General features: G+C 72.9%; 25 protein-coding genes. 9 read left to right on the forward strand and 16 right to left on the reverse strand.

Going from position 1 to position 21826, the window contains the following annotated elements:
- Positions 1–127 precede the first annotated feature (127 nt).
- Genes ACTHLI_RS09400 through ACTHLI_RS09410 form a run of 3 tightly spaced genes read left to right on the forward strand, consistent with a single transcriptional unit; the run spans position 128 to position 3990 of the window.
- The gene (locus tag ACTHLI_RS09400) at positions 128–1822 is read left to right on the forward strand and encodes an ABC transporter permease (protein ID WP_440183020.1); all 1695 of its coding nucleotides are present in this window, start codon (positions 128–130) and stop codon (positions 1820–1822) included.
- Positions 1819–2904 carry an ABC transporter ATP-binding protein gene (locus ACTHLI_RS09405; RefSeq protein WP_440183022.1) on the forward strand — a complete coding sequence of 362 codons (1086 nt, stop codon included), beginning with the start codon at positions 1819–1821 and terminating at the stop codon, positions 2902–2904. Before ACTHLI_RS09400 ends, ACTHLI_RS09405 begins: the two co-directional genes overlap by 4 nt.
- A gap of 42 nt (positions 2905–2946) precedes the next feature.
- Positions 2947–3990, forward strand: a complete 1044-nt coding sequence (locus ACTHLI_RS09410) for a COG4280 domain-containing protein (RefSeq protein ID WP_440183023.1) — start codon at positions 2947–2949, stop codon at positions 3988–3990.
- A 1-nt stretch (position 3991) separates the two neighbouring features.
- Here ACTHLI_RS09410 and ACTHLI_RS09415 read toward each other — a convergent pair whose 3' ends face one another.
- Positions 3992–4543 carry a Chromate resistance protein ChrB gene (locus tag ACTHLI_RS09415; protein WP_440183024.1) on the reverse strand — a complete coding sequence of 184 codons (552 nt, stop codon included), beginning with the start codon at positions 4541–4543 and terminating at the stop codon, positions 3992–3994.
- A gap of 69 nt (positions 4544–4612) precedes the next feature.
- Here ACTHLI_RS09415 and ACTHLI_RS09420 point away from each other — a divergent pair, with 69 nt between their 5' ends.
- Positions 4613–4924, forward strand: a complete 312-nt coding sequence (locus tag ACTHLI_RS09420) for a hypothetical protein (RefSeq protein WP_440183026.1) — start codon at positions 4613–4615, stop codon at positions 4922–4924.
- Between the two features lie 7 nt (positions 4925–4931).
- Here the strand turns inward: ACTHLI_RS09420 and ACTHLI_RS09425 are convergent, their stop codons facing one another.
- Entirely contained in the window at positions 4932–6137 is a 1206-nt protein-coding gene (locus tag ACTHLI_RS09425; protein WP_440183029.1) for an LCP family protein, read from the reverse strand.
- Between the two features lie 238 nt (positions 6138–6375).
- Here ACTHLI_RS09425 and ACTHLI_RS09430 point away from each other — a divergent pair, with 238 nt between their 5' ends.
- On the forward strand, positions 6376–7587 hold the full coding sequence (locus tag ACTHLI_RS09430; protein WP_440183031.1) for a hypothetical protein: 1212 nt from the start codon (positions 6376–6378) through the stop codon (positions 7585–7587).
- Here ACTHLI_RS09430 and ACTHLI_RS09435 read toward each other — a convergent pair.
- A complete protein-coding gene (locus tag ACTHLI_RS09435; protein WP_440183033.1) occupies positions 7569–8018 on the reverse strand; it encodes a hypothetical protein in 450 nt (149 codons plus the stop codon). The genes ACTHLI_RS09430 and ACTHLI_RS09435 overlap by 19 nt on opposite strands.
- A gap of 155 nt (positions 8019–8173) precedes the next feature.
- Between ACTHLI_RS09435 and ACTHLI_RS09440 the strand changes: the two genes are divergently transcribed.
- Positions 8174–9049, forward strand: coding sequence for a cytochrome c oxidase assembly protein (locus tag ACTHLI_RS09440; protein ID WP_440183035.1), 876 nt, complete (start codon positions 8174–8176; stop codon positions 9047–9049).
- A gap of 12 nt (positions 9050–9061) precedes the next feature.
- On the opposite strand, the gene ACTHLI_RS09445 is transcribed toward ACTHLI_RS09440, so the two are convergent.
- Positions 9062–10441: a hypothetical protein gene (locus tag ACTHLI_RS09445; protein WP_440183037.1), complete on the reverse strand. Its 1380-nt coding sequence runs from the start codon at positions 10439–10441 to the stop codon at positions 9062–9064.
- A gap of 75 nt (positions 10442–10516) precedes the next feature.
- Here ACTHLI_RS09445 and ACTHLI_RS09450 point away from each other — a divergent pair, with 75 nt between their 5' ends.
- Positions 10517–11728, forward strand: a complete 1212-nt coding sequence (locus tag ACTHLI_RS09450) for a GDSL-type esterase/lipase family protein (protein ID WP_440183040.1) — start codon at positions 10517–10519, stop codon at positions 11726–11728.
- Positions 11729–11762: 34 nt separating this feature from the next.
- Here the strand turns inward: ACTHLI_RS09450 and ACTHLI_RS09455 are convergent, their stop codons facing one another.
- From ACTHLI_RS09455 to ACTHLI_RS09470, 4 genes are all read right to left on the reverse strand, one after another.
- A complete protein-coding gene (locus ACTHLI_RS09455; RefSeq protein ID WP_440183041.1) occupies positions 11763–12101 on the reverse strand; it encodes a YciI family protein in 339 nt (112 codons plus the stop codon).
- Between the two features lie 49 nt (positions 12102–12150).
- A complete protein-coding gene (locus ACTHLI_RS09460) occupies positions 12151–13236 on the reverse strand; it encodes a DUF1648 domain-containing protein (protein WP_440183044.1) in 1086 nt (361 codons plus the stop codon).
- On the reverse strand, positions 13233–13616 hold the full coding sequence (locus ACTHLI_RS09465) for a GntR family transcriptional regulator (protein ID WP_440183120.1): 384 nt from the start codon (positions 13614–13616) through the stop codon (positions 13233–13235). Before ACTHLI_RS09465 ends, ACTHLI_RS09460 begins: the two co-directional genes overlap by 4 nt.
- Before the next feature lie 80 nt (positions 13617–13696).
- Complete coding sequence (locus tag ACTHLI_RS09470) at positions 13697–14482, reverse strand: helix-turn-helix transcriptional regulator (RefSeq protein ID WP_440183046.1); 786 nt, start codon at positions 14480–14482, stop codon at positions 13697–13699.
- Between the two features lie 75 nt (positions 14483–14557).
- Between ACTHLI_RS09470 and ACTHLI_RS09475 the strand changes: the two genes are divergently transcribed.
- Positions 14558–15634, forward strand: coding sequence for a zinc-binding dehydrogenase (locus tag ACTHLI_RS09475; protein WP_440183050.1), 1077 nt, complete (start codon positions 14558–14560; stop codon positions 15632–15634).
- 32 nt (positions 15635–15666) lie between these two features.
- Here ACTHLI_RS09475 and ACTHLI_RS09480 read toward each other — a convergent pair whose 3' ends face one another.
- The 5 genes from ACTHLI_RS09480 to ACTHLI_RS09500 form a co-directional block, all read right to left on the reverse strand.
- A complete protein-coding gene (locus ACTHLI_RS09480; protein WP_440183052.1) occupies positions 15667–16440 on the reverse strand; it encodes an inositol monophosphatase family protein in 774 nt (257 codons plus the stop codon).
- 66 nt (positions 16441–16506) lie between these two features.
- Positions 16507–17025 carry a hypothetical protein gene (locus ACTHLI_RS09485; RefSeq protein ID WP_440183054.1) on the reverse strand — a complete coding sequence of 173 codons (519 nt, stop codon included), beginning with the start codon at positions 17023–17025 and terminating at the stop codon, positions 16507–16509.
- A gap of 47 nt (positions 17026–17072) precedes the next feature.
- Positions 17073–17354, reverse strand: a complete 282-nt coding sequence (locus tag ACTHLI_RS09490) for a YciI family protein (protein ID WP_440183056.1) — start codon at positions 17352–17354, stop codon at positions 17073–17075.
- Between the two features lie 110 nt (positions 17355–17464).
- Entirely contained in the window at positions 17465–18337 is an 873-nt protein-coding gene (locus ACTHLI_RS09495) for an SAM-dependent methyltransferase (protein WP_440183058.1), read from the reverse strand.
- A 133-nt stretch (positions 18338–18470) separates the two neighbouring features.
- The gene (locus ACTHLI_RS09500; protein ID WP_440183059.1) at positions 18471–18938 is read right to left on the reverse strand and encodes a GNAT family N-acetyltransferase; all 468 of its coding nucleotides are present in this window, start codon (positions 18936–18938) and stop codon (positions 18471–18473) included.
- Positions 18939–19003: 65 nt separating this feature from the next.
- Between ACTHLI_RS09500 and ACTHLI_RS09505 the strand changes: the two genes are divergently transcribed.
- Positions 19004–19507: a GNAT family N-acetyltransferase gene (locus ACTHLI_RS09505; RefSeq protein ID WP_440183062.1), complete on the forward strand. Its 504-nt coding sequence runs from the start codon at positions 19004–19006 to the stop codon at positions 19505–19507.
- A gap of 111 nt (positions 19508–19618) precedes the next feature.
- Here ACTHLI_RS09505 and ACTHLI_RS09510 read toward each other — a convergent pair whose 3' ends face one another.
- The 3 genes from ACTHLI_RS09510 to ACTHLI_RS09520 form a co-directional block, all read right to left on the reverse strand.
- Positions 19619–20059 (reverse strand): hypothetical protein, encoded by a 441-nt coding sequence (locus ACTHLI_RS09510; protein ID WP_440183065.1) that lies wholly within the window; start codon positions 20057–20059, stop codon positions 19619–19621.
- A gap of 84 nt (positions 20060–20143) precedes the next feature.
- The gene (locus tag ACTHLI_RS09515; protein WP_440183066.1) at positions 20144–20707 is read right to left on the reverse strand and encodes a hypothetical protein; all 564 of its coding nucleotides are present in this window, start codon (positions 20705–20707) and stop codon (positions 20144–20146) included.
- An 86-nt stretch (positions 20708–20793) separates the two neighbouring features.
- Positions 20794–21813, reverse strand: a complete 1020-nt coding sequence (locus ACTHLI_RS09520) for an NAD(P)/FAD-dependent oxidoreductase (protein ID WP_440183068.1) — start codon at positions 21811–21813, stop codon at positions 20794–20796.
- Positions 21814–21826 lie beyond the last annotated feature (13 nt).

Raw genomic sequence — 21826 nt, forward strand, 5'->3', positions numbered from 1 at the left:
GGGGGCGCCCCAAATACCCCCGCGCCCCGGGGTCGGCCGGTCGCTGGGGGGGGGGGGGGGCGGCGGGGGGCCCGGCGCCCCCCCGCGGGGGGCCGCCGCCGCGCGGCGATCGGCGGCTGCGGCCAGGGTGCTGCTGAAGCCCGCAGCCCTGCTGTGGGTCGTCGTCATCGCGATCCTGGTCCTGCCGATCGCGCTCTTCCTGCTCGTGGCCGTCACGCCGGCGCTGTTCGAGCAGGGGCCCGACTGGTTCACGCTGGCGGCGTTCGGCCGGGCGCTGCAGGGGCGGACGCTCACCGGGCTCGCCGACTCCACCGTCGTGGGCCTCACGACGGCCGTGCTCGCGACCGCCGTCGGCGGCGGCCTCGCCTGGGTGACGATGCGCACCGACGCGCTCGTGCGGCAGGTGTCCACCGGGCTCGTGTTCGCGCTGTTCCTCACCCCGTCGTACCTGATCGCCCTCGGCTGGCAGCGGCTGCTCGAGCCGAACGGCGTGCTGGAGGTGCTCGGCCTGGACCCCTCCGCGTTCCGGTCCGTCTTCTACGGGCCGGTCGGCGTCGTCTGCGTGCTCACGGTCAAGGGCATGCCGTTCGCGTTCCTCGCGATCACGAACGCGGTCCGGGGGCTCGGGCGCGAGTTCGAGGATGCCGCGCGGGTGCACGGCGCCGGGTTCGGTCGCACCGCGCGCGTCGTCGTGCAGCTGCTCGCCCCCGCGGTGTGGTCGTCGCTCGCGATCGTGTTCGCGGAGTCCGTCTCCGACTTCGGTGTGGCGGACACCCTCGCCTCGGCCGCGCATTTCCCGGTCGCGACCTACACGCTCTACACGGCCGTGCAGGCCTTCCCCGTCGACTTCCCGCTCGCCTCCGCCGTCAGCTGGCTGCTGCTGATCCTCGTCGTGATCGCGCTCGCCCTGCAGAACCGCGTCCTCGGCGGCCGACGCTTCCGCGTGCTGAGCGGCCGCGGTCGAGCGCCCCGACGGACCGTGCTCGGACCGGTCGGGCAGGTGGTCTGGCTCGCGGCGCTGCTGCTGCTCACGACGATCGCGCTCGGGATCCCGGCGTTCGGAGCGGTCTCCGCCTCCTTGATCGACGGGCTCGGGTCCCTCGCGGGCACGCACCGGTGGGACCTGGCGAACTACGCCAGAGTGCTCGGGAGTCCCGACCTCGGCGCCCCGCTGCTCTACTCCGCCGTCATGGCCGCCATCACGGCGACCGCTGCCGTGGTCCTCGGCGCGGCCTGCGCGCGCATCCTGACCGCGAGGGCAGGGTCCCGTGCCGCGAAGCTGCTCGACGCGCTGCTGATCGGCGCCGTCGCGCTCCCCGGCATCGTCTTCGCGGCGGGCTACATCTTCACCTACAACCTGCCGGCGCTGACCGGAGCCGGCATCGCGCTCTACGGCACGAACACCCTGCTCGGGCTCGCCTACCTGGCGACCGCGCTGCCGTCGACGACCCGGCTCCTGGTCGGCTCGGTCGGGCAGCTGCAGGAGTCGCTCGCCGCGGCGTCCCGCGTGCACGGCGGCGGCCCCGTGAAGACCTGGCTCGCCGTCACCGGGCCGATCCTCATCCGGCCGCTGCTCACCGCGTGGCTGCTCGCGTACGCGGCGACGCTGCTCGAGCTGCCCGTCTCGCAGCTGCTCGCGCCCGCGGGCAGCGAACCGATCTCCGTGGGCATCACGGTGGCGCTCGGCAAGTACGACTTCGGAGGAGGGACGGCGATGGAGGTGCTCGCGATCCTGAGCGCGCTGGCGGTCGTCGGCGTCGCGTACGGCGCGCTCAGGCTGCTCGCGCCGCGCGGCTGGCGACGGCTCGGAGCCGCGCGATGAGCGCGCTGGAGGCGCCCGCGCGCACGGGGGCCGCGGTCCGCGTGCGCGGCGTGCGGCGGAAGTACGGCGACGCGGTCGTGCTCGACGGGGTCGACCTGGACCTCGACGGGGGCCGGTTCCTCGTGCTGCTCGGCCCGTCGGGCTCGGGCAAGTCGACCCTGATGCGGGCGGTCGCCGGCCTCGACCGCGTCGGCGCCGGCGTGATCGAGATCGACGGCCGCGGGGTGAGCGGGGGCCGCACGCATCTGCCCCCGGAGCGGCGCGGCCTCGCGATGGTCTTCCAGGACTACGCCCTCTGGCCGCACATGACGGTCGCGCAGAACGTCGGGTTCAGCCTCCGGTCCGGGCGGTCGCAGCCGGCGCGCACGCAGATCGCCCGCACGCTCGAGCGCGTGGGGCTCGGGGACCGCGGCGACGCCTACCCGGACGAGCTGTCGGGCGGCCAGCAGCAGCGGGTGGCGCTCGCCAGGGCGCTCGCGGGCGACCCGGCCCTGGTCCTGTTCGACGAGCCCCTCTCGAACCTCGACGCGCACCTCCGGGAGCGGATGCGGATCGAGATCGCCACGCTGACGCGGGCGAGCGGAGCGACCGCGCTGTACATCACCCACGACCAGGCGGAGGCGTTCGCCCTCGCGGACGAGATCGTGGTGCTCGACGCCGGCTCCATCGTGCAGCGCGGGACGCCGGAGGAGATCTACCGGCGTCCCGCATCCGCCTTCGTCGCGCGGTTCACCGGCCTGGCGGCGACGCTGCGCGGGCGGGTGACGCAGGTCGACGGCTCCCGTGCCGTCGTCGACGTGCAGCGTGCGGCGCTCCGCGTGACGCTCGGCGGCGAGCCCCGGGTGCGCGACGACGTCGAGGTCCTCGTGCGGCCGTCGGCGGTCCGTCTCGCGTCGGAGGAGGAGCCGGGCGCGATCCCGGGCGTCGTGATGGACGTCGCCTACCGGGGCGACGGCTACGACCACGTCGTCGACACCGCGTCCGGACGCTTCAGCTCCGTGCGTCGCGAACGGCCCATCGCCCGCGGAGAGCGCTGCGCGGTGACCGTGTCGCCCGATGGCTGCTTCGCATTCCCGTTGTAATCTAGATCTAACAGTCGTTCGTTTTCAGTACGGTCGGAGACCATGAACCTCGCTGCACTCGCCATCGCCACCTTCCTCGCCTGCCTCGTGGAGGCCGTCGAGGCGACCACGATCGTGCTCGCCTCCGGGACCACCAGGGGGTGGCGCTCGGCGATGCAGGGGGTGCTCACCGCGCTGATCGTGCTCGCGGCCGGCGTCGCGCTCGCCGGGCCCGCGATCCTCCTGCTGCCGATCGACGTCCTCCGGATCGCCGTCGGCGGCCTGCTGCTCGTCTTCGGCCTCCAGTGGGTGCGCAAGGCGGTGCTGCGGGCCAGCGGGCGGAAGCCGCTGCACGACGAGGACGCGATCTACCGCCGTGCGGTCGCGGCGGCGGCGGACCGCGGCGGCGAGCGGCGCGGGATCGTGGAGGACTGGTACGGGTTCACCCTCGCGTTCAAGGGCGTGCTGCTCGAGGGGCTCGAGGTCGTGTTCATCGTGCTGACGTTCGGCTCGAACGCGCGCAGCATCCCCGTCGCCGCGGGAGCGGCGCTGGTGGCGGTGATCGTGGTCGTCGTGCTGGGCGTGGTGGTCCGCGGGCCGCTGTCGCGCGTGCCCGAGAACACGCTGAAGTTCGTGGTCGGCGTGATGCTGACCTCGTTCGGTCTGTTCTGGGGCGCCGAAGGCGCGGGCGCGCTCTGGCCGGGATCGGACGCCGCGCTGCTCGTCCTCGTGCCCGCGGTCCTCATCTACGCGCTCGTGCTCGTGCTCGCGTTCCGGCCTCGCGCCGCCACGGCGGAGGAGGCGGAGGTCGCGCCCGCGGCACCCGACGCACCGGTCGCGCCGGCGGGTTCCTCCGGCACCGGGGTGGCTGTCGCGGCGCCGGTGCGGCCCGTCCGCACCAACCCGCTGGTCCGCCGCGCCCGCGGCTTCGTCGACTTCTGGGTCGACTTCCTGATCGGCGACGACTGGCAGGTCGCCGCCGTCGTCGCAGCCGGCATCGCCGTCACGGCGCTCGTCGCGGTCGCCGCGCCGGCAGTGGCCTGGGCGGTGCTCGTGCTCGTGGTGCTCGGCACGCTGCCGTACAGCGCGGTGCGCGCGCTGCGCTGAGTCAGTGGCCCTCGGGCTCCTCCTGGTACACGCGCGCCGCGTACTGCTCGAGGGCCTCCTCGCACTTCGCGAGCGCGGCCTCGGCCTCGCTGCGGCCGTCGGCGCCGAACCGGTCGCGCTCGACGATGCGGGCGAACCAGTCGACCAGCTTCTTGTGGTCGACCTCGTTCTCCTCGAGCTCGGCGTACGTGAAGTGCGACTTCTCGTACTCCTTGTGCACCTCGGCGAGGAAGCCCTCGCACCGGTCGACGATCTCCGCGTACTCCTCCGCTCGCGCCCGCTGGAACGTGGCCAGCACGATGTCGTCCCCGGCGATCGCGGCGCCGTCGAGCAGCACCGCGGAGCCGCCCATCTGGAGGATGTCGTGGCGCAGCTTGCGCAGCGCCCGCTCGGCCGCCGCGGACTTCGGCAGCGCTCCCACCGAGTTCTGCAGGTAGACGGCGCCGAGCGCCTTGAGCCGCCGCCACGCGGTGGATCGGAGCCGGGTCGGCTCCGACGGGATCCGGTAGATGAGGACCAGCCAGGTCGGCTGCTGCGCGGCGTCGTCGGTCACCGACGAATCCTAGGAGAGCGGTGCGCCGGGGTTCACCGGTTGTTCGCCCGCGGGCGTGACGATCGTCGCGTGGATGCGGACGGCCCGGCGCTCGACCTCGCGGCGCGGCAGCTCGTCGACGCCGCCCGGCGGCTGCGCTCGGCCGCCGCGGCGCCCGCGATCGCGCTGCCGGAGGTCTGGGCGACCGTCGACCTGCTGCGCCGCATCGGCGTCGAGCTGCCCGCGGCACTCGACCAGCTCGTCCTCGTCGTCGAGCGGGCCGACCGGGAGCATCCGGGCGCCGCGGACGTGCGCGACGCCCTCCGCCGCGCGAGCGACCACTGCTGCTGGGCCGGCGCCGCGCTCGAGCAGGCCGGCGCCCGGCTCTGCGAGCGGACCTGACCCGGTCTCAGCCCGCCGCCACCGAGCAGCTGGTCTGGTCGGCGTTCTGGCCGCTGAGCCCGCTGATCGGGGCGGTGCCCGAGCTCGACCGGCTGGGGCTCGGCGTGGGGGAGGAGTGCGCGGAGGACCTGGTGGCCGACGTGCTGCTCTTCGTGGAGGTCGCGTAGCCGTGGGTGCCCTTCGCCAGCACGACCGGGGTGTCGTCCCGCAGGCGCTGCAGGAGGACGGGGGCGAGCCCCGGGGCCGGGATGACCTTGTTCAAGTTCGCCGGGTACGGGGCCGTCGGCAGCTGCACCAGCGCGATGTCGTGCAACGGCACCTGCAGGAGCGCCACCATCATGCCCATCAGCACGTCCGGGCTCGACATGGACGTGGAGAGGTCCACGTTCCTCGCGGTCGCCGTCGCCAGGGCGATGAGGTGCGCCGGATTCGTGAGGGTGTCCGAGCTCACCGCGCGGCGGAGCAGCGAGGACATGTAGGCCTGCTGCGAGGAGATCCGCGCGAGGTCGCTCCCGTCGCCGACCCCGTGGCGGTCCCGCAGGTACGCAAGGGCGGTGCGACCCGAGATGACCGATCGTCCGGCGGGCAGGCGGAGCCCGGATTTCGGGTCGTCGATCGCCCGGGTCGTGCAGACCGGCACTCCGCCGACGGCGTCCGCCATCGCGATCGTGCCCGCGAAGCTGAACTGCGCCGCGTACGGGATCGACAGGCCGGTCAGGTGCTCGACCGTCGTGACCACGCAGCCGAGTCCTCCGCGGTTCAGGTCGACGTTCAGCGGCTGCTCGCCGTCGGCGGGCACCGGGGTGCCGTTCGACGAGACGCAGGCCGGGTGGTCGACGATGAGGTCGCGCGGCATGCTGAGCACCACCGCGCTGCGGTGGTCGGCGGCGACGTGCACGAGGATGTCGACGTCGTTCTGGGTCGACTGCCGGGCCGCCCCGAAGCCGTGCTGGCCGGGCGCGTTGTCCGCGCCGACCACGAGCACGTTGAAGGCGCCGCTCAGCGGCTGGGGCGGCTCCGGGTGGGTGCCGTGGAGCACGACCGAGTGCGAGGCGACGGTCGAGCTGAGCGTGTGGACGAAGATCGCCGTGAGGCTCGCCGCGCTGACGGCCACCACGACGAGCGCGATCCCGGCCAGGCGCAGCGCGGAGCGGAGCGCTCCGGAGCCTCTGCCGGAACGACGGGCATGGCGGACCACCTGGTCGCGGGTCATCCCAGCCCTCCCTTCGCGTCGACGCCGCGCGCAGCATGGTTCGCGCGCACCCGTGCGACTGTCGCACGCCCGTCGGGCGGCACCGCGCTGCGACGCTGCAGGCGTTCAGGTAGCGCTCAGAGGACCATCGGCGGACCTGATCCGGACCTGACCCCGTGAGCGGGCGACCGGCCGACACGGCCCCGACCGGGGCGCCGACGTGCGAACGTTCGCGTGTCGGAGCGCGATCGGAGGACGGATGAGCGCGTCGGTGCAGGCCGCTCCCGCGATCGAGCCCGTCGAGCGCAGTGCGCACGGCGGGGTCGTCCGCCGCGTGCTCGGGTTCTACCTGCTCTCCCGGGGGGTGACGACGGCCATCCTGCTGCTGGTGCTGCTCCTCGCGCGCTCGGGATCACGGGTCGGGGCGCACAGCACGTTCCTCGACCTCGCGACGGCGTGGGACGGGCAGTGGTACTGGCTGGTCGGCGTGCGCGGCTACCCGACGACGCTGCCGACCGCCCACGGCGGGGTGCTCGAGAACGCCTGGGCGTTCCTGCCCCTGTACCCGTGGCTCGCGCGGGTGCTGTCGTTCGGTCAGGCTGCGCTCTGGCCCGTGGCGGCGGTCGGGATCTCGGTCGTCTCGGGTGCCGTCGCCGCGGTGCTGCTGGCGATGCTGGTCCGCCCCCACGTCGGCGATCGGGGCGCCGTCGTCACCGCGGTGGTGTTCGTGTTCTCGCCGATGGCGTTCCTGTTCGAGGTGGCCTACGCGGAGGCGTTGGGCCTCGCCCTGCTCTTCGGGGTGCTGATCCTCGTGGACCGGCGGCGGTACCTCAGCGCGCTCCCGCTCGTCCTCCTGCTCGCGTTCACACGGCCGGGCCTGCAGGCGGTCGCGCTCGTCGTGCTGCTCAACCAGGCCATCCGGCTGCTGCGCTCCCACCGGGCGGGCCTCGCCTACCCGATCGCCGAGTCCGTCCGGGCCGGGGTGCTCGCCGCCGTCGCGCTCGCCGCCGGCTTCCTCTGGCCGTGGATCGCGGGCGTCGTGACCGGGGTGCCGAACGCCTACGTCGACACCGAGGTGGTCTGGCGCGCCTCGTGGACGGGGACCGCGCAGTTCGTGCCGGTCGCCTCCTGGTTCTATGCGGGGGACTTCTGGTTCGGCTCGACGTTCGGCCCGATCGTGCTCGGGCTCGCGGCGCTCGGGTGGACCGCGATGCTGCTCACCGCGCCCGCCCGCCGCGCCGGCCGGACCGTGCGCACCTGGTCGGTCGCCTGGACCGTCTACCTGCTCGCGGTGTTCTTCCCGCAGTCGAGCACCTTCCGGCTGCTGATGCCGCTCGCCCCGATCGGTGCCGTCTTCGCGCGCTGGTCGATCCGGAAGCTGGCCGTGCTCGTGCTCGTGTGCGTCGCGCTGCAGGCCGTCTGGGCCTTCATCGTCTACGGCTACTGGACCCACTACTGGACGGTGCCCTGACCCCGATTCCGGTCGGAGGCGGGTGGCAGCAGCACCTTCCAGCGCCCGTCGACGACGAGGCCGACGGCCTGCCCCTTCGCCCGGATCGGCGGTGCAGCGAGGGGGAGCGGCCACCAGCGCCGGTGCGCGGTGCAGGCGGGCCCCGAGGGGCGATCGACCGTGGCCTCGATCCGGGCCGGGCCGGTCGAGGCCTGGCGTTCGAGCACGGGCGGGCAGGCGTCGCCGTCACGGACCTCGAGGACCACCTCGCGGTCGTGGTCGCCCCAGTGCGCGCGGAAATCGGAGCCGAGCGCGCGGTGCGCGAACGACGAGGGCACCTTCGGGCCGGTGGCGGACGATCCGTGCACGGACGAGGCCGGGTAGGCGGCGGCCAGCGCGAACACGACGGCGCCTGCGGCGATCGGGGTGAGGATCGTGAACGATCTGCGCACGACGGGACCGTACCGAGGCGCGATCACCGCGGGGTGCGGAACCGCAGTGCCGGCGCCACCGCGCGGCAGGCGGTCATGCTCCGGTCAGGTCCCGCCTAGGCCTCGGCCGGTGCGCGACCTACCGTTCCAAGCGTGCCTGTCGACGGGGAGACCTGATGCCGCCCTTCGGCGCGCTGTTCACCGTCCGGCTCGATCCCGTCGCGCTCGTCGCCGTGGTGCTGGCCGTCGGCCTCTATCTGGCGGGTGTCGCCCGCGCGCGAGCCCTCGGGCGGTCGTGGCCGCCGATGCGGACGCTGCTGTTCCTCCTCTTCGGCGCCGGCGTCTACGTCGTGATCACCCAGGGGTTCCCCGGCGCCTACAGCTCGGTGCTGCGGTACGCCTTCGTGACGCGGCTGGTGGTGCTCGTCGCGCTCGTGCCCGCGCTCGTGGTCCTCGGCAGGCCGGTGGCGCTGGCGCGGGCCGCGACCGGTCCGGTCGGGACGGCTCGGGTCGATCGCCTGATCGGTTCGCGCCTCGCCCGGACGCTCGGCAACCTCGTCGTCGCACCGCTCGTCCCGCTCGCCGTCTTCGTCCTGCTGCTCACCCCGATCTCGGGCTGGCTGCGGGTCAGCCCGCTGGGCGAGGCGCTCGTCGACACGGTGGCACCCGCCGCCGGTCTCGTCGTCGCGATCCCGCTCGCGGAGCCGCTCGTCCCGTCCTCGGGTCTCGCGATCGTCGCGGAGTTCATGATCTCCTTCGCGGAGCTCGTGGCCGACGCGATCCCGGCCATCCTCATGCGGCTGTCCACGACGGTGATCGACGGCATGACGCACGTGGCGATCAACGCTCCGCACTGGGCGCCGCACCCGCTCCGCGATCAGCAGCTCGCGGGCGACCTGCTCTGGTGCATCGCGGAGGGCGTCGACGTGCCCGCGGTCGTCCTGCTCTTCGTGCGGTGGCTGCGCTCCGACCGCCGGGAGGCGCAGCACTTCGACGAGCTCTCCGACGAGGAGTACGAGGCGCTCAGCGCCCAGCACCTCCGGGGCGGGTAGCGGCGATCGAGCTCAGGCTCCGACCGGCAGTGCCCTGCTGGGCGACGGCTCCGCCCGCACCCCGATCAGGTCGCCGAGTTTCCGCGAGAGCACCGACATGTACTGGCTGCTGTCGAACGCATGCGTCTCGTCCTCGACCGCGACCACGACCGCGTCACCGACGCGCCACAGCAACGTGAAGAAGGCGGGATAGGGGCCGATCGATCCGAAGACCACGTTCGGGCGCCCTGAAACCCACGCCTGCGTCGGGAACGGGCGCGGCGAGCGGATCGCGGAGATCTGAACGGTGAGCTCCGGCTGCGCAGCGGCCACCGCAGACCGGCGGCGGATACGGGCCTTCAGCGGCCATTGCAGGTCCCAGAGGAAGCCGCCGAAGCCCGCCCTCGTCTGCGCCTCCGCGAGCAAGTCTCGGACGCCGCAGGGGTGCCATCGCGTCGACCGGAGGCCGCCGAGGCGATGGTTGAGGATGAAGTTCCCGACGACCGGCCCCCCGGCCCACTTCCCCAGGTGGACGGGGACCGAGACGACGGGATCCCCCTGTCCTCGGTGGATCTCGGCGGCGGTCTCCGCCACCGCAGCGATGAGCGCGCTGTTGACCGTCGTGCGTTCGTCGGTGGCGCGCCGAACAGCGGCGATGACCCGCTCGTCCAGCTCGGCGGAGTCGAGGTGCACGGCCTCTCGGAGCCGCTGCGCGTCGGTCGGCTCGGGCGCGGACTGCATGGGCGTGACATGGTCACGCCGATAGGCGAGCGCCTCCTTGACTGCGAGCGGTGCCGAAGCCCTGACGGCACCGCGGAGCACCGGCAGGCGTACCGCGCGGGGAAACGGGGTGTCGGGCAGACCGCATGCGAGGTCGACGAGCCGGTGCATGAATGCGAGATTCGCCTCCCCGTCGAGTTCAAGATGCCAGCTCTTGATCGAGAGACGATCGCCGGCGATGACCAAGCTGACCGGCAGTCGATCGAACCCCAGTCTGTGGTGCAGGCCGAACAGCTCCGAGTCCGACATCGAGGGGCAGGCGGTGAGGACGTGGGCTCGCGCGACAGCCCCGGCCTCCCGGATCGAGAGATGCGAGCGGCGCCCAGGGGACTCGTGCCACCGCCGACGCAGTACCTTCGCGTCCCGTGACGTGACGATGCGGTGCAGGGCGTCCGGCACCCGCGCAAGCACCTCGGGTGCCAGCTCCCGCAGGATGAAGATCGAGGAATACGCGCTCGCGTTCTCATCGCGCAATCGCATGGTCGCTTCCTCTCGGTCTCGCGAGGGAGCGCATCCAGATCGGCGTGATCCGTGATTTCCCTCATCGTCCGCCGATTCCGGCGCGGGCATGCTACTGCAAAATCTTGGAATTTCCTTAGAATGCGAGGGGTCGCGTTGCGCCGCGAGCGACACGCGCTGGCGGGCGGCGGCGTCGCGGCCCGGAGGCACCTAGGGTTCGATCGCTCGATCTTCGAGGAGGTGCTGCGGATGGTCCTGTCCGGAATCAGCCGCGGTGCGGCCCGACTCTGGTACGCGAAGAAGCTCGCCGACGGCGGGGGCATCCCGTACGCGCGGGACGAGCCGAGCGTGCTCGTCGGCGAAGGGCCGGCGCAGCGGGTGCTGCTGCTCGGGAACGGCGCTGCGCACGGCTGGGGCGTCTCATCCCACCGCATGGCGCTGTGCGGCCAGCTCGCGACGTCGCTCGCCGCGCACACGGACGGCGCGGTGGAGGTGGACTTCGTCGGAGCGGAGCTGATGAGCGCCGAGTCGGCGCTCGCATGGCTCGGGGACCGGGATCTCTCCGGCTACGACGCGGTCGTGACGGTCCTCGGCATGAACGACGCGGTGCGGCTCACCCCGGTCGAGTCGTGGGACCGCAGCGTGCGCGGGCTGCTCGCGCACCTCCGGGCGCACCTGAAGCACGACGCCCCGATCGTCGTGGCCGGGATCCAACCGGTCGGCACGGTCCTGCCGTACACGGGCCGGTTCGCGGAGAGCGGCCAGCGGCGGGCCGACGAGCTGAATCGGACGACCCGGCGCATCGTCGGCGACACGGTCGGGACCGCGTTCGCGGCGCTGGGCGACCCTGAGCTCGAGCCCGGTCGCCCGTACGGGTCGGTCGCCACGTACCGGGCGTGGGCGGATGAGCTGACCGCGGTCGCCGGCCCGCTGCTCGACTTGCGCCGCTCGCACGGTGCGGAGCGGCGACGGGCGAAGGTGCCGGTCCAGCGCTGGCGGTGGGCCGCCGCGCCCGCGCTCCTGGACGCCGCCGCCGAGCGGGGCACCCCGGAGCTGCGCCGCCTCGTCAACGCCGCGAAGATCGAGCTGGGGGTGTCCCTCGCGGTCGCGACCCTGCTGGAGGGCGACCGCATGTGGTTCGCCGCGGCGTCGGCGGACACCCCGGTCGCGATCCCACTGTCGCTGTCCTACGACCTGCACGTGCCGGCCGACGGGCCGCTCGTCGTCCCTGACGCGGGGAGGGACGGGCGGTTCCGCGACAACCCGTTCATCACCCAGTCCAACCTGCCGTTCTACATCGGGCATCCGATCCACGATCTGAGCGGGCGGATGATCGGCACGTTCTGCGCCCTGTCCGCGGAGCCCCGACCGGTGGACGCGGTGCGCCTCGACGTGCTCCGGAGCTACGCCCTGTCCGCCGAGCGGGAGTTCCGGCGGCTCGAGCAGGAGGCCGCGGGCTGAGCAGCCGCCCCTCCCGCGGAGCGCGTCCGGGTCGCTAGCTCGCGGGGTCGAACATGAACTCCCGCAGCTCCTGCGGGCAGCGGCAGGCGGCGGCCATCCTCCGCGCCCAGCCGATCGCGTCGTCGCGGCTGGGGAGCTCGAGCACGGTGAAGCCGCCCGTGAGCTCGGAGCCTCGGGAAGGAGCGTCCGCGGTCGAGCCGTCCGCGGCGACCTGCACGGTCGGGACCTCCTCGGCGATGCCGCCGGCGAAGACGTACACACCGGCCGCCTTCGCCTCCGCGATCACGGCGTGCGAGGCGTCCGCGACCGCGGGCAGCTCGTCGTCGTCGACCACCATGGCTTCGCTCGGGAACGAGATGAGGTATTTCGTCATCGGTCGATGATGCCCGCCGCCCGGCTCCCCGCCTAGGTGCGCAGTGCCGTCAGCCGCCGAACCGGAGGACGACGACGAGCGCGATGAGGCCCGCGATCCCGGCGAGGAGGATCCCGGCGCGGGGGTTCCCGACGTTGATCGTCCAGCCGATGCCGAAGCGCCGCGGGACGAAGAGTGCGTGGTCCTGCCGGTTGGCGTAGACGAGACCGCCGTGCCACAGCCGGTCGTCGTCCCGGTGCACGAGCCCGGTGTCGCCGTCGGGCTGCGGGTCCGGGCCGCGGTTGTGGCGCGCGAGCACGACGACCGTCGCGAGGACGCCCGCCAGGACGGGCACCACGACGACGAGGGGCGCCCATCGGACGACGGTCCCGGTCCACATCAGGAGCGAGGCGCCGAGGAGTCCGACATCGATCGCGGCGGCCAGGGCGAGCACCGCCTTGGCGCTGAGCACCAGGTACTCGCGGAACCACCGCGCGGAGCCCGCCGGTCGGGCGGGATCGATGTCCGCCCTGCTGTGGAAGATGGCCGCGGCGATCCCTGCGAGCAGCCCGGTCACCCCGAGCTGCAGGAACACGAGCGCGAACGCCGTCCCGACCGTCTTGGCAGCCAGCCGGTCCGGTGCCCCTCCTGCGCCGAAGTGGACGGCGAGCGTCGCCGGCATCGACGGGTAGAGCGCGGTGCCGACGACGGCGCTGACGACGACGATCAGGGCCGCAGGCGCGAGCCACCGCCAGGGGAACCGCGGCGGACGGGTCCGCAGCTCGGTGTCCACCGCGATGCCCTGGCGCGTGCCCGCGTACCAGCCGCCGGCCGCCTTCGCCGCCCGGAGCGCGTGATTGGCGAGGAGGAAGCACGCGTACCACGCCCCGACGAGCAGCAGCACCGACAGCGGCAGCATCAGCGGCGCACCGGTGACGGCGAACACCGCGACACCGAGCGCCCCTGCGACCACACCGCTCCCGAGCACCCGCCAGCGGTAGAGGCGCGTCTGCCGCGCCACCGCGGGATCGCCGAGGTGCTGCGCGGGGATGCGGACGCCGAACGGGACGGTCGGGTCCGCGATCGACGGGAGCGCGACACCCAGGGCCAGCACGAGGGCGAGCAGGACGGCGCTGATGACGATCGCGAGTGTCATGAGGCACCCCTCTCCGGAGTGGTCTGGAAGGACGCGAGCACGGAGCGGCAGGCCGAATCGATCTCGTCGTCCGTGAGCCCCTTGGCGACGGCCTCCGCGAGGAGGGTGCGGAGGCGCGCCGTCCACGCCGCACGCACGGCGGCATCGGCGGTCGCCGTCGTGACCACGGCGCCGGTCTTGCGGTTCAGGCGGATGAGCCCCTCCTGACGGAGCAGCTCGTACGCCTTGTTGGCGGTGTGGAAGTTGATGCCCGCGTCCGACGCCAGGGCGCGCGTCGACGGCAGCGAGCTCCCCTCGCGCAGCTCGCCCGCCGCGATCGCCTCGACGACGCGGTCCCGCAGCTGCAGGTAGATCGGCACGTCGCTGCTCAGGTCGACCATGAGGATCACGCGCCGCCTCCTTTGCTCTACGAGTTATAGAGCAAAGCAACTCGCTCCGCCAGGGGAGCGGCGTCCTTCGTTCAGTCCGGGCGGTAGACGGTGAGGACCTGCTCGGGCTGGTCGGCGACGCGGAACGAGGCGAAGCGCAGCGTCCGCTCCTCGCCTGCGGCGGTGCGCACGCGCTTGATGCCGGATCGGTCGGTCGCGATGTCGTACCTGGCCCACCAGGCGTCCGCTTCCGGGCTGGCAGCACGGAGCTCGTGCTCCAGGCGCAGGAATCTCGCCGACCCGGGATGCTTGCCGGCGTTCGTCCGGAGGCGCGCGAGGACCCCCTGCGCGACGAGCGCCCAGTCGGGGAGCACGTCCCGCGCGAGCGGATGCAGGAACACCCACCTGGCCAGGTTGGGGCCGGTCGTGTCCGTCGCCCCGCGGAGGAGCTCGGCGGCGGCCGCGTTCCAGGCCAGCAGGTCGTAGCTGCTGCCGGTCACGTACGCGGGGCTCGGATCGAGCAGGGCCGGCACGTCCGCGACCTCGGGTGCGAGGAACTCGTGCCGCTCGAGCGGGGCGTCGTCCTCGGCGGCGAGGGCCCGCAGGTGCGCGCGCTCCGGGCGCGCGAGCCGCAGTGCGTCGGCGATCGCGCTCAGCACCTGATGGGACGGGCGGACGTCTCGGCCCTGCTCGAGGAACGTGTACCAGGTGGTGCTGATCCCCGCGAGCGCGGCGAGCTCCTCCCGGCGGAGGCCGGGTGTGCGCCTCCGGGCCGAGCCGGGCAGACCCACGTCCCTCGGGGTCGTGTGCTCGCGCCGGGCGCGCAGGAACGCACCGAGCTCGCGTCGTCGCTCGAGCCGCGGATCCGTCGTCGTCACGCCGCCTCCTGGTACCGCCGATACCACGATGAACCGGCTCTGGATACCAGCTTGGCGTACGTCGACGCTGGAGCGGTGAAGGCATGGATCCTGGATTCGACCGATGCGCCGCTGCGGCTGCAGGAGGTGCCCGTTCCAGCGCCGCGGGACGGCGGAGCGCTGGTGCGGATGCTCGCCGTGCAGGTGCCGGCGTACACGCGGGTGCTGACGGCGGGACGCAGGGGAGGGGTCGCGACGCCGACCGTGCTCGGCATCGGCGGCATCGGCCGGGTCGTGGACGTCGCCCGTGACGTGTTCTCCGTCCGTCCCGGCGACATCGTCATGAGCACCGGCTTCCTGCGTTCGGGCAGGCTCGCCGAGCCGGAGGAGGTCCTGCTCGGCTGGACCGGCATCGGCGGCCGCGGTGTGCGGACCGCGACGACGGAGGCGATGCGCCGGGTGTGGCGCACCGGCACGTTCGCGGAGCAGACGGTGATGCCGGCCTCGACGCTGGTCGCGTTGCCGGGTGCCGAGCGCTATCCGGACCTCGCTCGGCTGGCGTTCCTCCCGTGGCTCTCCGTGGCCGCCGCGGCCGTCGAACGGAGCGGCCTCGCCCCGGGGGACCGCGTCGTCGTGACGGGTGCGACCGGGCAGCTCGGGGGAGCGGCCGTGCTGCTCGCCCTGGCGCGCGGAGCAGGAGCGGTCGCCGCGGTCGGCAGGAACGCCGCGAGTCTGGCTCGGCTGGGGGAGGTCGACCCGCGGGTGCATCCCGTCCGGACCGGAGGGGATCGGACCGCCGACGGCGCCGCGGTGCTCGACGCGCTCGGCGCGGAGGCCGACGTGGCGATCGACGCGCTCGGCCCGGTGTCGAGCGCCGACCTCACGATGGTCGGCTTCGACGTGCTCCGGTCCGACGGCACGATGGTGCTCGTCGGCGGCGTCCGCGAGACGCTCCCGGTGCCGTACGACGAGCTGATGCATCGCCGCATCACCCTGCGAGGCTCGTGGATGGCCTCCGACCGCACCGCCTACTCGGTCTGGAGGCAGGTCGAAGCCGGCGTGCTCGACCTCTCCGCCCTCGACGTCACCACGGCCGGCCTGGACGACCCCGAGTCGGTGCTGGCGCGGGCCGAAGCGACGAACGGCCTCGCCTTCGTGGCGCTCACGCCCTGAGCGCCAGCCGCCGCCGCCGGCCGCTCGTCGCACTACTGCGCAGGGACGAGTTCGATCGCGTCGAGGATGTGCGCGAGGGCGTCGGGGTGGGCGACCGTCACCCAGCTGCCCGTCGCGTCTCGCGCGACGACCGCTCCGGCTTCCTCCGCGATGAGCGCGCCGCCGACCAGGTCCCAGCGCTCGTTGCGGTACGCGACGAGCCCGGTCAGATGACCCTGGGCCAGGAGGCCCCAGTCGATCGAGGGGGCCCAGCTGCGCGTCACCCGCTTCGTGGCGCGCTCGAGTCGTGCGAACGCGCGGTTGCGCTCCGGGTCGTCGATGTCGACGCCGTAGCCCTGCGTCCAGGCGACCGTGGCCTGCCGCAACGGCGACGGGGCGGGCATGCGAGTCGGGACGCCGTCGACGGTGCATCCGGAGCCCCGCACGGCGGCGAAGGTCCTCCGGGCGGGGGAGTTGTGCGCGACGGCGACGATCGGCTCCTCCCCGACGCAGGCGGTGATGCAGACGCCGAAGTAGGGCACGCCCATCACGAAGTTGTTGGTGCCGTCGAGCGGATCGACGAGCCACCGCACCTCGGCCCCCGTCGCGCCGTGCAGGCCGGTCTCCTCGCCGAGGACGGCGTGGTCGGGGAAGCGATCACGGATCCCTTGGACGATGAGTGCCTCGCTCTCGTGATCCGCCTCGGTCACCAGATCGCCCGCGTCGCCCTTGGAGAACGCGGTCGCCGTCGAGATCCGCTCGACCGCCAGATCGCCGGCCTTGCGAGCGAGTCGGGTCGCCAGGTGCAGCATCGCGTCGACATCCACGTCGGCACCGTAGGTGCGGGGACCGACGGGCCGACCGGCGCAAGGCCGAGCCGGAACCGGATGGGCCTACCCGCCGGATTCGTGGCGCCCTCGTTCGGCGAGCCACTGCCGATAGCCGAGGCCGGCCGCGTCGACGTCGTACCGAGCGCCGCTCTCGAGGTCCGCGCTCACCCGGGCGCGTTCCTCAGCATCGGCTCGGAGGAGCGCGCCCAGCGCTTCCGCGGAGGAGGGGGACGTCGCCCCGGTGGTGCTGTGCAGGTACCGGTCGCCGGCTTCGACGACGAATTCGCGTCCGAACGCGAGGGACACGTCGCGGGGGAGGCGGTCCTCCTCCGCCGACCACCACTGCGCGGGCGCTCCGTCCGGCCATCCGGTGTCCCAGCCGAATGTGTCGACCCAATAGTCGGACCACCGGCGGAGCCGGGCGGCGAGGCCGTCGGGCAGCCGCAGGTCGGCGAGCGGCGGGTGGCCGACGGCGAACCAGAGCGGGTGTGCCGCGGCGTAGTCGGGGAAGAACCGGATGAGCCGCTCCGGGCCGAACGACGCCGGCAGGCGCGGCAGGAGCTCGACGTCAGCCGCGGCCATGACGACACCGTACGAGCTCGACGGAGTCGGGCCGGGATGAGGATGCCCTATTGGGTGCCGGTGAAGTCGAGTGGGTCCCAGTCGAGGATGCGGGCCCGGGCGACGAGACCTTCATGAATGAACGGGTCGCCGTCGCGGAACCGTTCTGCGGCTTCCCGCGTTCTGAACACGGTCATGGCGCCGTCGTTGACCGGGTCGAGGAAGGGTCCGATGAGCAGGATCTCGCCGGATTTCGCGAACTCGTCGAGGAAGGCGCGGTGACGTGGGTAGATGTCCGGGATGCGCGACATGGCACCCTCGGCCATGTCGTAGAAGGCGACCGCGTACATGCGGGCGAGCGTACGACCGCCGGGCGTCGGTCGCAGTGCCCGATGTGCTCGAAGCACCGCGGGGCGAGGTATCGGAGCACCAGGACGGGCGCGATGCGGCGTGCGAGCGATCAGTGCACGACCCCAGCGGGATCGTCACGACGCGGCTCCGGATGGCGCTCGGCGGTGACGAGGTAGGTCCGCATCGTCGGGTCTGCGCCGCCGGGCCAGCCCTCCGGCAGTGGTGGGAGGCGGCCGAAGTTCGCGGGGGCCTGCCCTGGTTGCTCGGTCCTGCAGGTCGGCCAGCCGTGCCGGTGGAACAGTGCCGAGGGATCGTCGGTGCAGAACGGTGGGGCGAGGCCGCTTCGCTGCCGGTGCTCGATCCACTGCGCCACTCCCGGGGTTCGAAGCAGCCCGGTGCCGGAGAGGTCGGCCGCGAAGACCGCCCGAGACGCTGACAGGGCAGCTGCGGTCGCCAGCAGTTCGTGCACGGCCGCGACGTCGAGGTAGAACAGCACTCCCTCCGCCAGCCACGCCGTCGGCATGTTCGGGTCGAACCCCAAGGTGCGCAGCGGTGTCGACCAGTCGCCGCGCAGATCCGCGGCCACCGTGATGCGCGTGCACGCGGGTCGGGCTCCGGCGGCAGCGAGGACGGCCTCCTTCCTGGCGAGTTGGCCGGGCTGGTCGAGTTCGAACAGACAGGTCCCCGGTGGGAGCTGGAGTCGGTAGGCGCGGGTGTCGAAACCGGCGCCGAGGAGCACGACCTGCCGAGCCCACCGCGTCGCGTCCAGCAGCACGTCGTCGAAGTAACGCGTCCGAACCGGCAGGAACGCGTTCTCCCGGCCGCTGGTCCGCTCACTCGCCGTCAGCCGGGAACGGCCCGCATCACCGGCGAGATCGGCCGCCCATGGATCGTCGAACAAGCGATCGGCCCGCGCCGACTCCCGCGCCCGCGCAGCCGCGATCCAAGCCGCGGTACCGCTGGCTGCAACATCCTCCGACACCGCTCGAGCCTCCCAGGCGACGAATCATCGCCGAACCCGACGTCGCAGGAGCGACGAGCTCGAGGTCATGCTCGCATCGAGCCGGAGGACGTCTGCTCGCCGGCTGCGCTCGGCGCTCGTCCTGACCGCGGGCTCAGTCCTCTCCTGCCAGGCCGAGCGACAGGGTCACCATGAGGTCGCCGCGGTCATAGGTCCACGGTTCCGAGACCGCGACGAAGCCGGCGCGTCCGTAGAGCGCGATCGCTCGGGCGTTGGTCTCTCGAACGTCGAGGTCGATCCGTGAGAAGCCTGCAGCCCGCGCATGATCCACGGCGTCGGTGACGAGCGCGGTGCCGATGCCTCGGGAAGCCGCTGTCGGGTCGACGCACAGCCGCGAGAGCAGGGCGATTCGCCCGTCCTTGACGAGTGTGAGCGCGAACGCGCGGGGCTCGTGGCCGCCGACCACAGCGAAACGGACGACCGGCCGTGTGAAGGCGACCTCAATGCTGCGCCGGGCCGCCGGCGCGACCGAGGCGCCGTCGCGAGCGGCGATGATCCGGGTCCACAGGTCCACGCACCGATCGACGTCACGGTGCGAGCCCGCGCGCACATCGAGGCCCACGGGCCGAGTCTGCCGCGGTCCCGTCGAGAACGGGCTCTCTGGCGTGATCGAGATACGGTCGCAGCGTGCAGGCGCTCCAGGCTCTCCGCGCCGAGCACGCCGCGGCGGTTCTGGCGTTCGAACAGGAGAACCGGCGCTATTTCGCTGCCTCGATCTCGGACCGCGGAGATGAGTTCTTCGAACGCTTCGCCACGCACATCGACGACGCCATCGCGGCACGGGCGGCCGGCACGAGTTCGTTCCACGTCCTCATCGATCACGACGGCAGCGTGATCGGAAGGTTCAATCTCTTCGAGATCGGCGGAGGCTCGGCTCACCTCGGATACCGCGTCGCCGAGCGAGTCAGCGGCAGAGGTGTCGCCACTGCGGCAGTACGGACGATGCTCGAGATCGCCGTCAGCGACTTCGGGCTGACTTCGCTCCTGGCCGCTGTCTCGGACGCGAACATCGCTTCCCGACGCGTACTCGCGCAGAACGGGTTCGTCGAGGTCGGGCCGGCTGCTCCGTCCGACCTCGGCGGGAAGACGGGCAGCTGGTACCGCAGAGATCTGACTGCGGGGCCTGGCTAGGTCTGGCGTGTCGGTACGGGGCGGATGAGGCGTTCCGCGCGGGACGTCGTGGGTGGCGCTCTGCTGCGAACGACGGCACAGGGCTCTCTCCTGGCGCAGGTCGGCGTCGTCTCACGGCTCCAGAGCGACACCGTCGACTGCCGGCTGGGTGAGGACGAGGCTCCACCGGTTCTGAGCGGGAGTCTGCACCTCCCACGTGACCGTGTCGGTCGCGACGTCGGACAGCACGAAGCCGCCGTCTGCGGGGTCATTCGGCTGGCAGTTGCTCTCCACGGCGCCGAACGGATGCAGCACGACCCGGATGCGTCCTCGTCCGTCGCAGCGGACTCCGATGCCGAGCGCATGCTGCCGGAAGTGCACGAGATCGCTCGCGGAGGCGGAGGGGCCCGTCCCGGCTCGATGGAGCAGGGGGTGACCCCGTACAGCCGCGAAGCCGACCGGCGCATGAGGTTCCAGGACGATGCCACCGGCGATCGCCACGGCGAGCCCGAGCACGAGGATCACCAGCACGACCCGAAGGGTCGCCCGCAGGCGGTCGAGCGCACCCGTCATCAGCACCGGGGTCCGGGTCGCACGAGCAGGGGAGTGGGATTCGGCATCGTGCGCTTCCGTTGCTGTCGAGGGGCCGGCGAGCCGTCAGGCGTGAGAGCACTCCCACTCGCCGAGGATCGCTTCCGCATCGGCGCGGATGGCGACTCCGTTGGACTGTGGCACGGCTGTGACGTCGAGCGTCGCGAACTGCGTGCTCGCAGGCACCGCGAACGTCACCTCGACGAAGCCGGATCCTCCTGGGCCAGAGCCGTTGCCCGTCCCGGAGACCTGGAGGCGGTGCGGAACGTGGTGTTCCAAGAACCGCTGCATCGAGGCGGTCGAGTAGCCGGACACCGTCCAGAACGCGTGCGCGGTGGCGACGTGCGGGCAGTTCACCGTCGTCGACGGGTGGTCGAGCGCAGGCGCGGGCGACGTGGACCGGAAGCGGGCAGCCCCTGGGAGCACGATGCCGGCGAGCATGGCCTGCGCGAGCGCGGCGGCGCCGGCCGCTGATGTCGGAGACGCGGTCGGGATCGGACGAGCAGCGGTCGGCGACGACGTCGCAGAGCAGGCGGCCAACGAGACCAGGAGTGCCGCGACTCCGACTGCGGCGAGGAGTGCCCGGTGGGACGTCCGGCCGCCGAGCGCCCTGAGGCCCCTGATGGTCACACACCTGAGTGTCCTCGCGCGGGCGACCCGTCTCGCATCGCATCGCCGACGGCGGGGCCGCCAATCCCCGAGCGGGGCACCGATCATCAACCACCGAGGAGGCCCACGGCTCCTCGGTACAGGGGCGGGATCGCGCACGCGAGCGGGACGATGCTCCGGCGCAGCACCGGCACCTTGGACATGGCGAGGACGCCGTGGGTCAGGGCCTGCGACTGCCAGGTCGCCCTGCGGTGCGCCGCCGGGTAGTCGCCGAGACGATCAGCGCGCAGGCATTCCACCAGTGCGTCTGCGGCGGCGAAACCGGCGGAGAGCCCTTCGCCGGTGAGCGCGTCGATGTATCCGGCCGCATCGCCGACGAGCGCGATGCGGCCCCGCGCGACCGTCCTCGCGCGTTGACGGAAGGGTCCTGCGCCACGCACCGTCGACGTCGGCTCCGCGTCGCCGATCAGCTCCCGCACCGCGGGGAACCCGGCGAGCTGGTCGGCCCAGGTCCCTCGCCCTGAAGTGAGCACGGCGACCACGATCTCCTCCGGTCCCACCGGGGTGATGTACGCCTCGGCCACCGGGTTCCAGTGCACCTCGATCAGGTCCGTCCACGGTGCACGCCGGTAGTGCCGTCGTTGGCCGTAGCGGGCGGAGGCGTGCGTCGGCCGATCGAGCCCGGTCGACCGCCGGACGGAGGAATGCAGGCCGTCGGCGCCGACGAGGAACCGGGCCGCTGTCCCGTCCACGGCGATGTGGTCCTCGTGCTCGGCGATCCGCTGCGCCCGCTGCTGCCGCACCGGGATGCCGCGCTCCGCGACGGCCGTGCTGAGGCTCTGCTGCAGCTCGAGCCTTCGGACGCCGAGGCCGGGAGCACCCGGGAAGGCCGCTTCGGCTCGCCGGGATCCGCTCACGTAGCGGATGCCGTACAGCGGCATCCCGTCCGGGTGGACGCCCAGGCGGCTGAGCGCCGCGACCGCCGCGGGCATGAGGCCCTCCCCGCAGGCCTTGTCGATCGGCGTCCGCCGAGGATCCAGCACCTCGACGTGCAGTCCGGCCGCATCCGCGTGCAGCGCCGTCACGAGCCCGACCGGGCCGCCCCCCACGACGAGCACGTCGATCATGACGAGCGCGCCG

Source organism: Amnibacterium sp. (genome assembly GCF_051956055.1).
Classification (GTDB): domain Bacteria; phylum Actinomycetota; class Actinomycetes; order Actinomycetales; family Microbacteriaceae; genus Amnibacterium.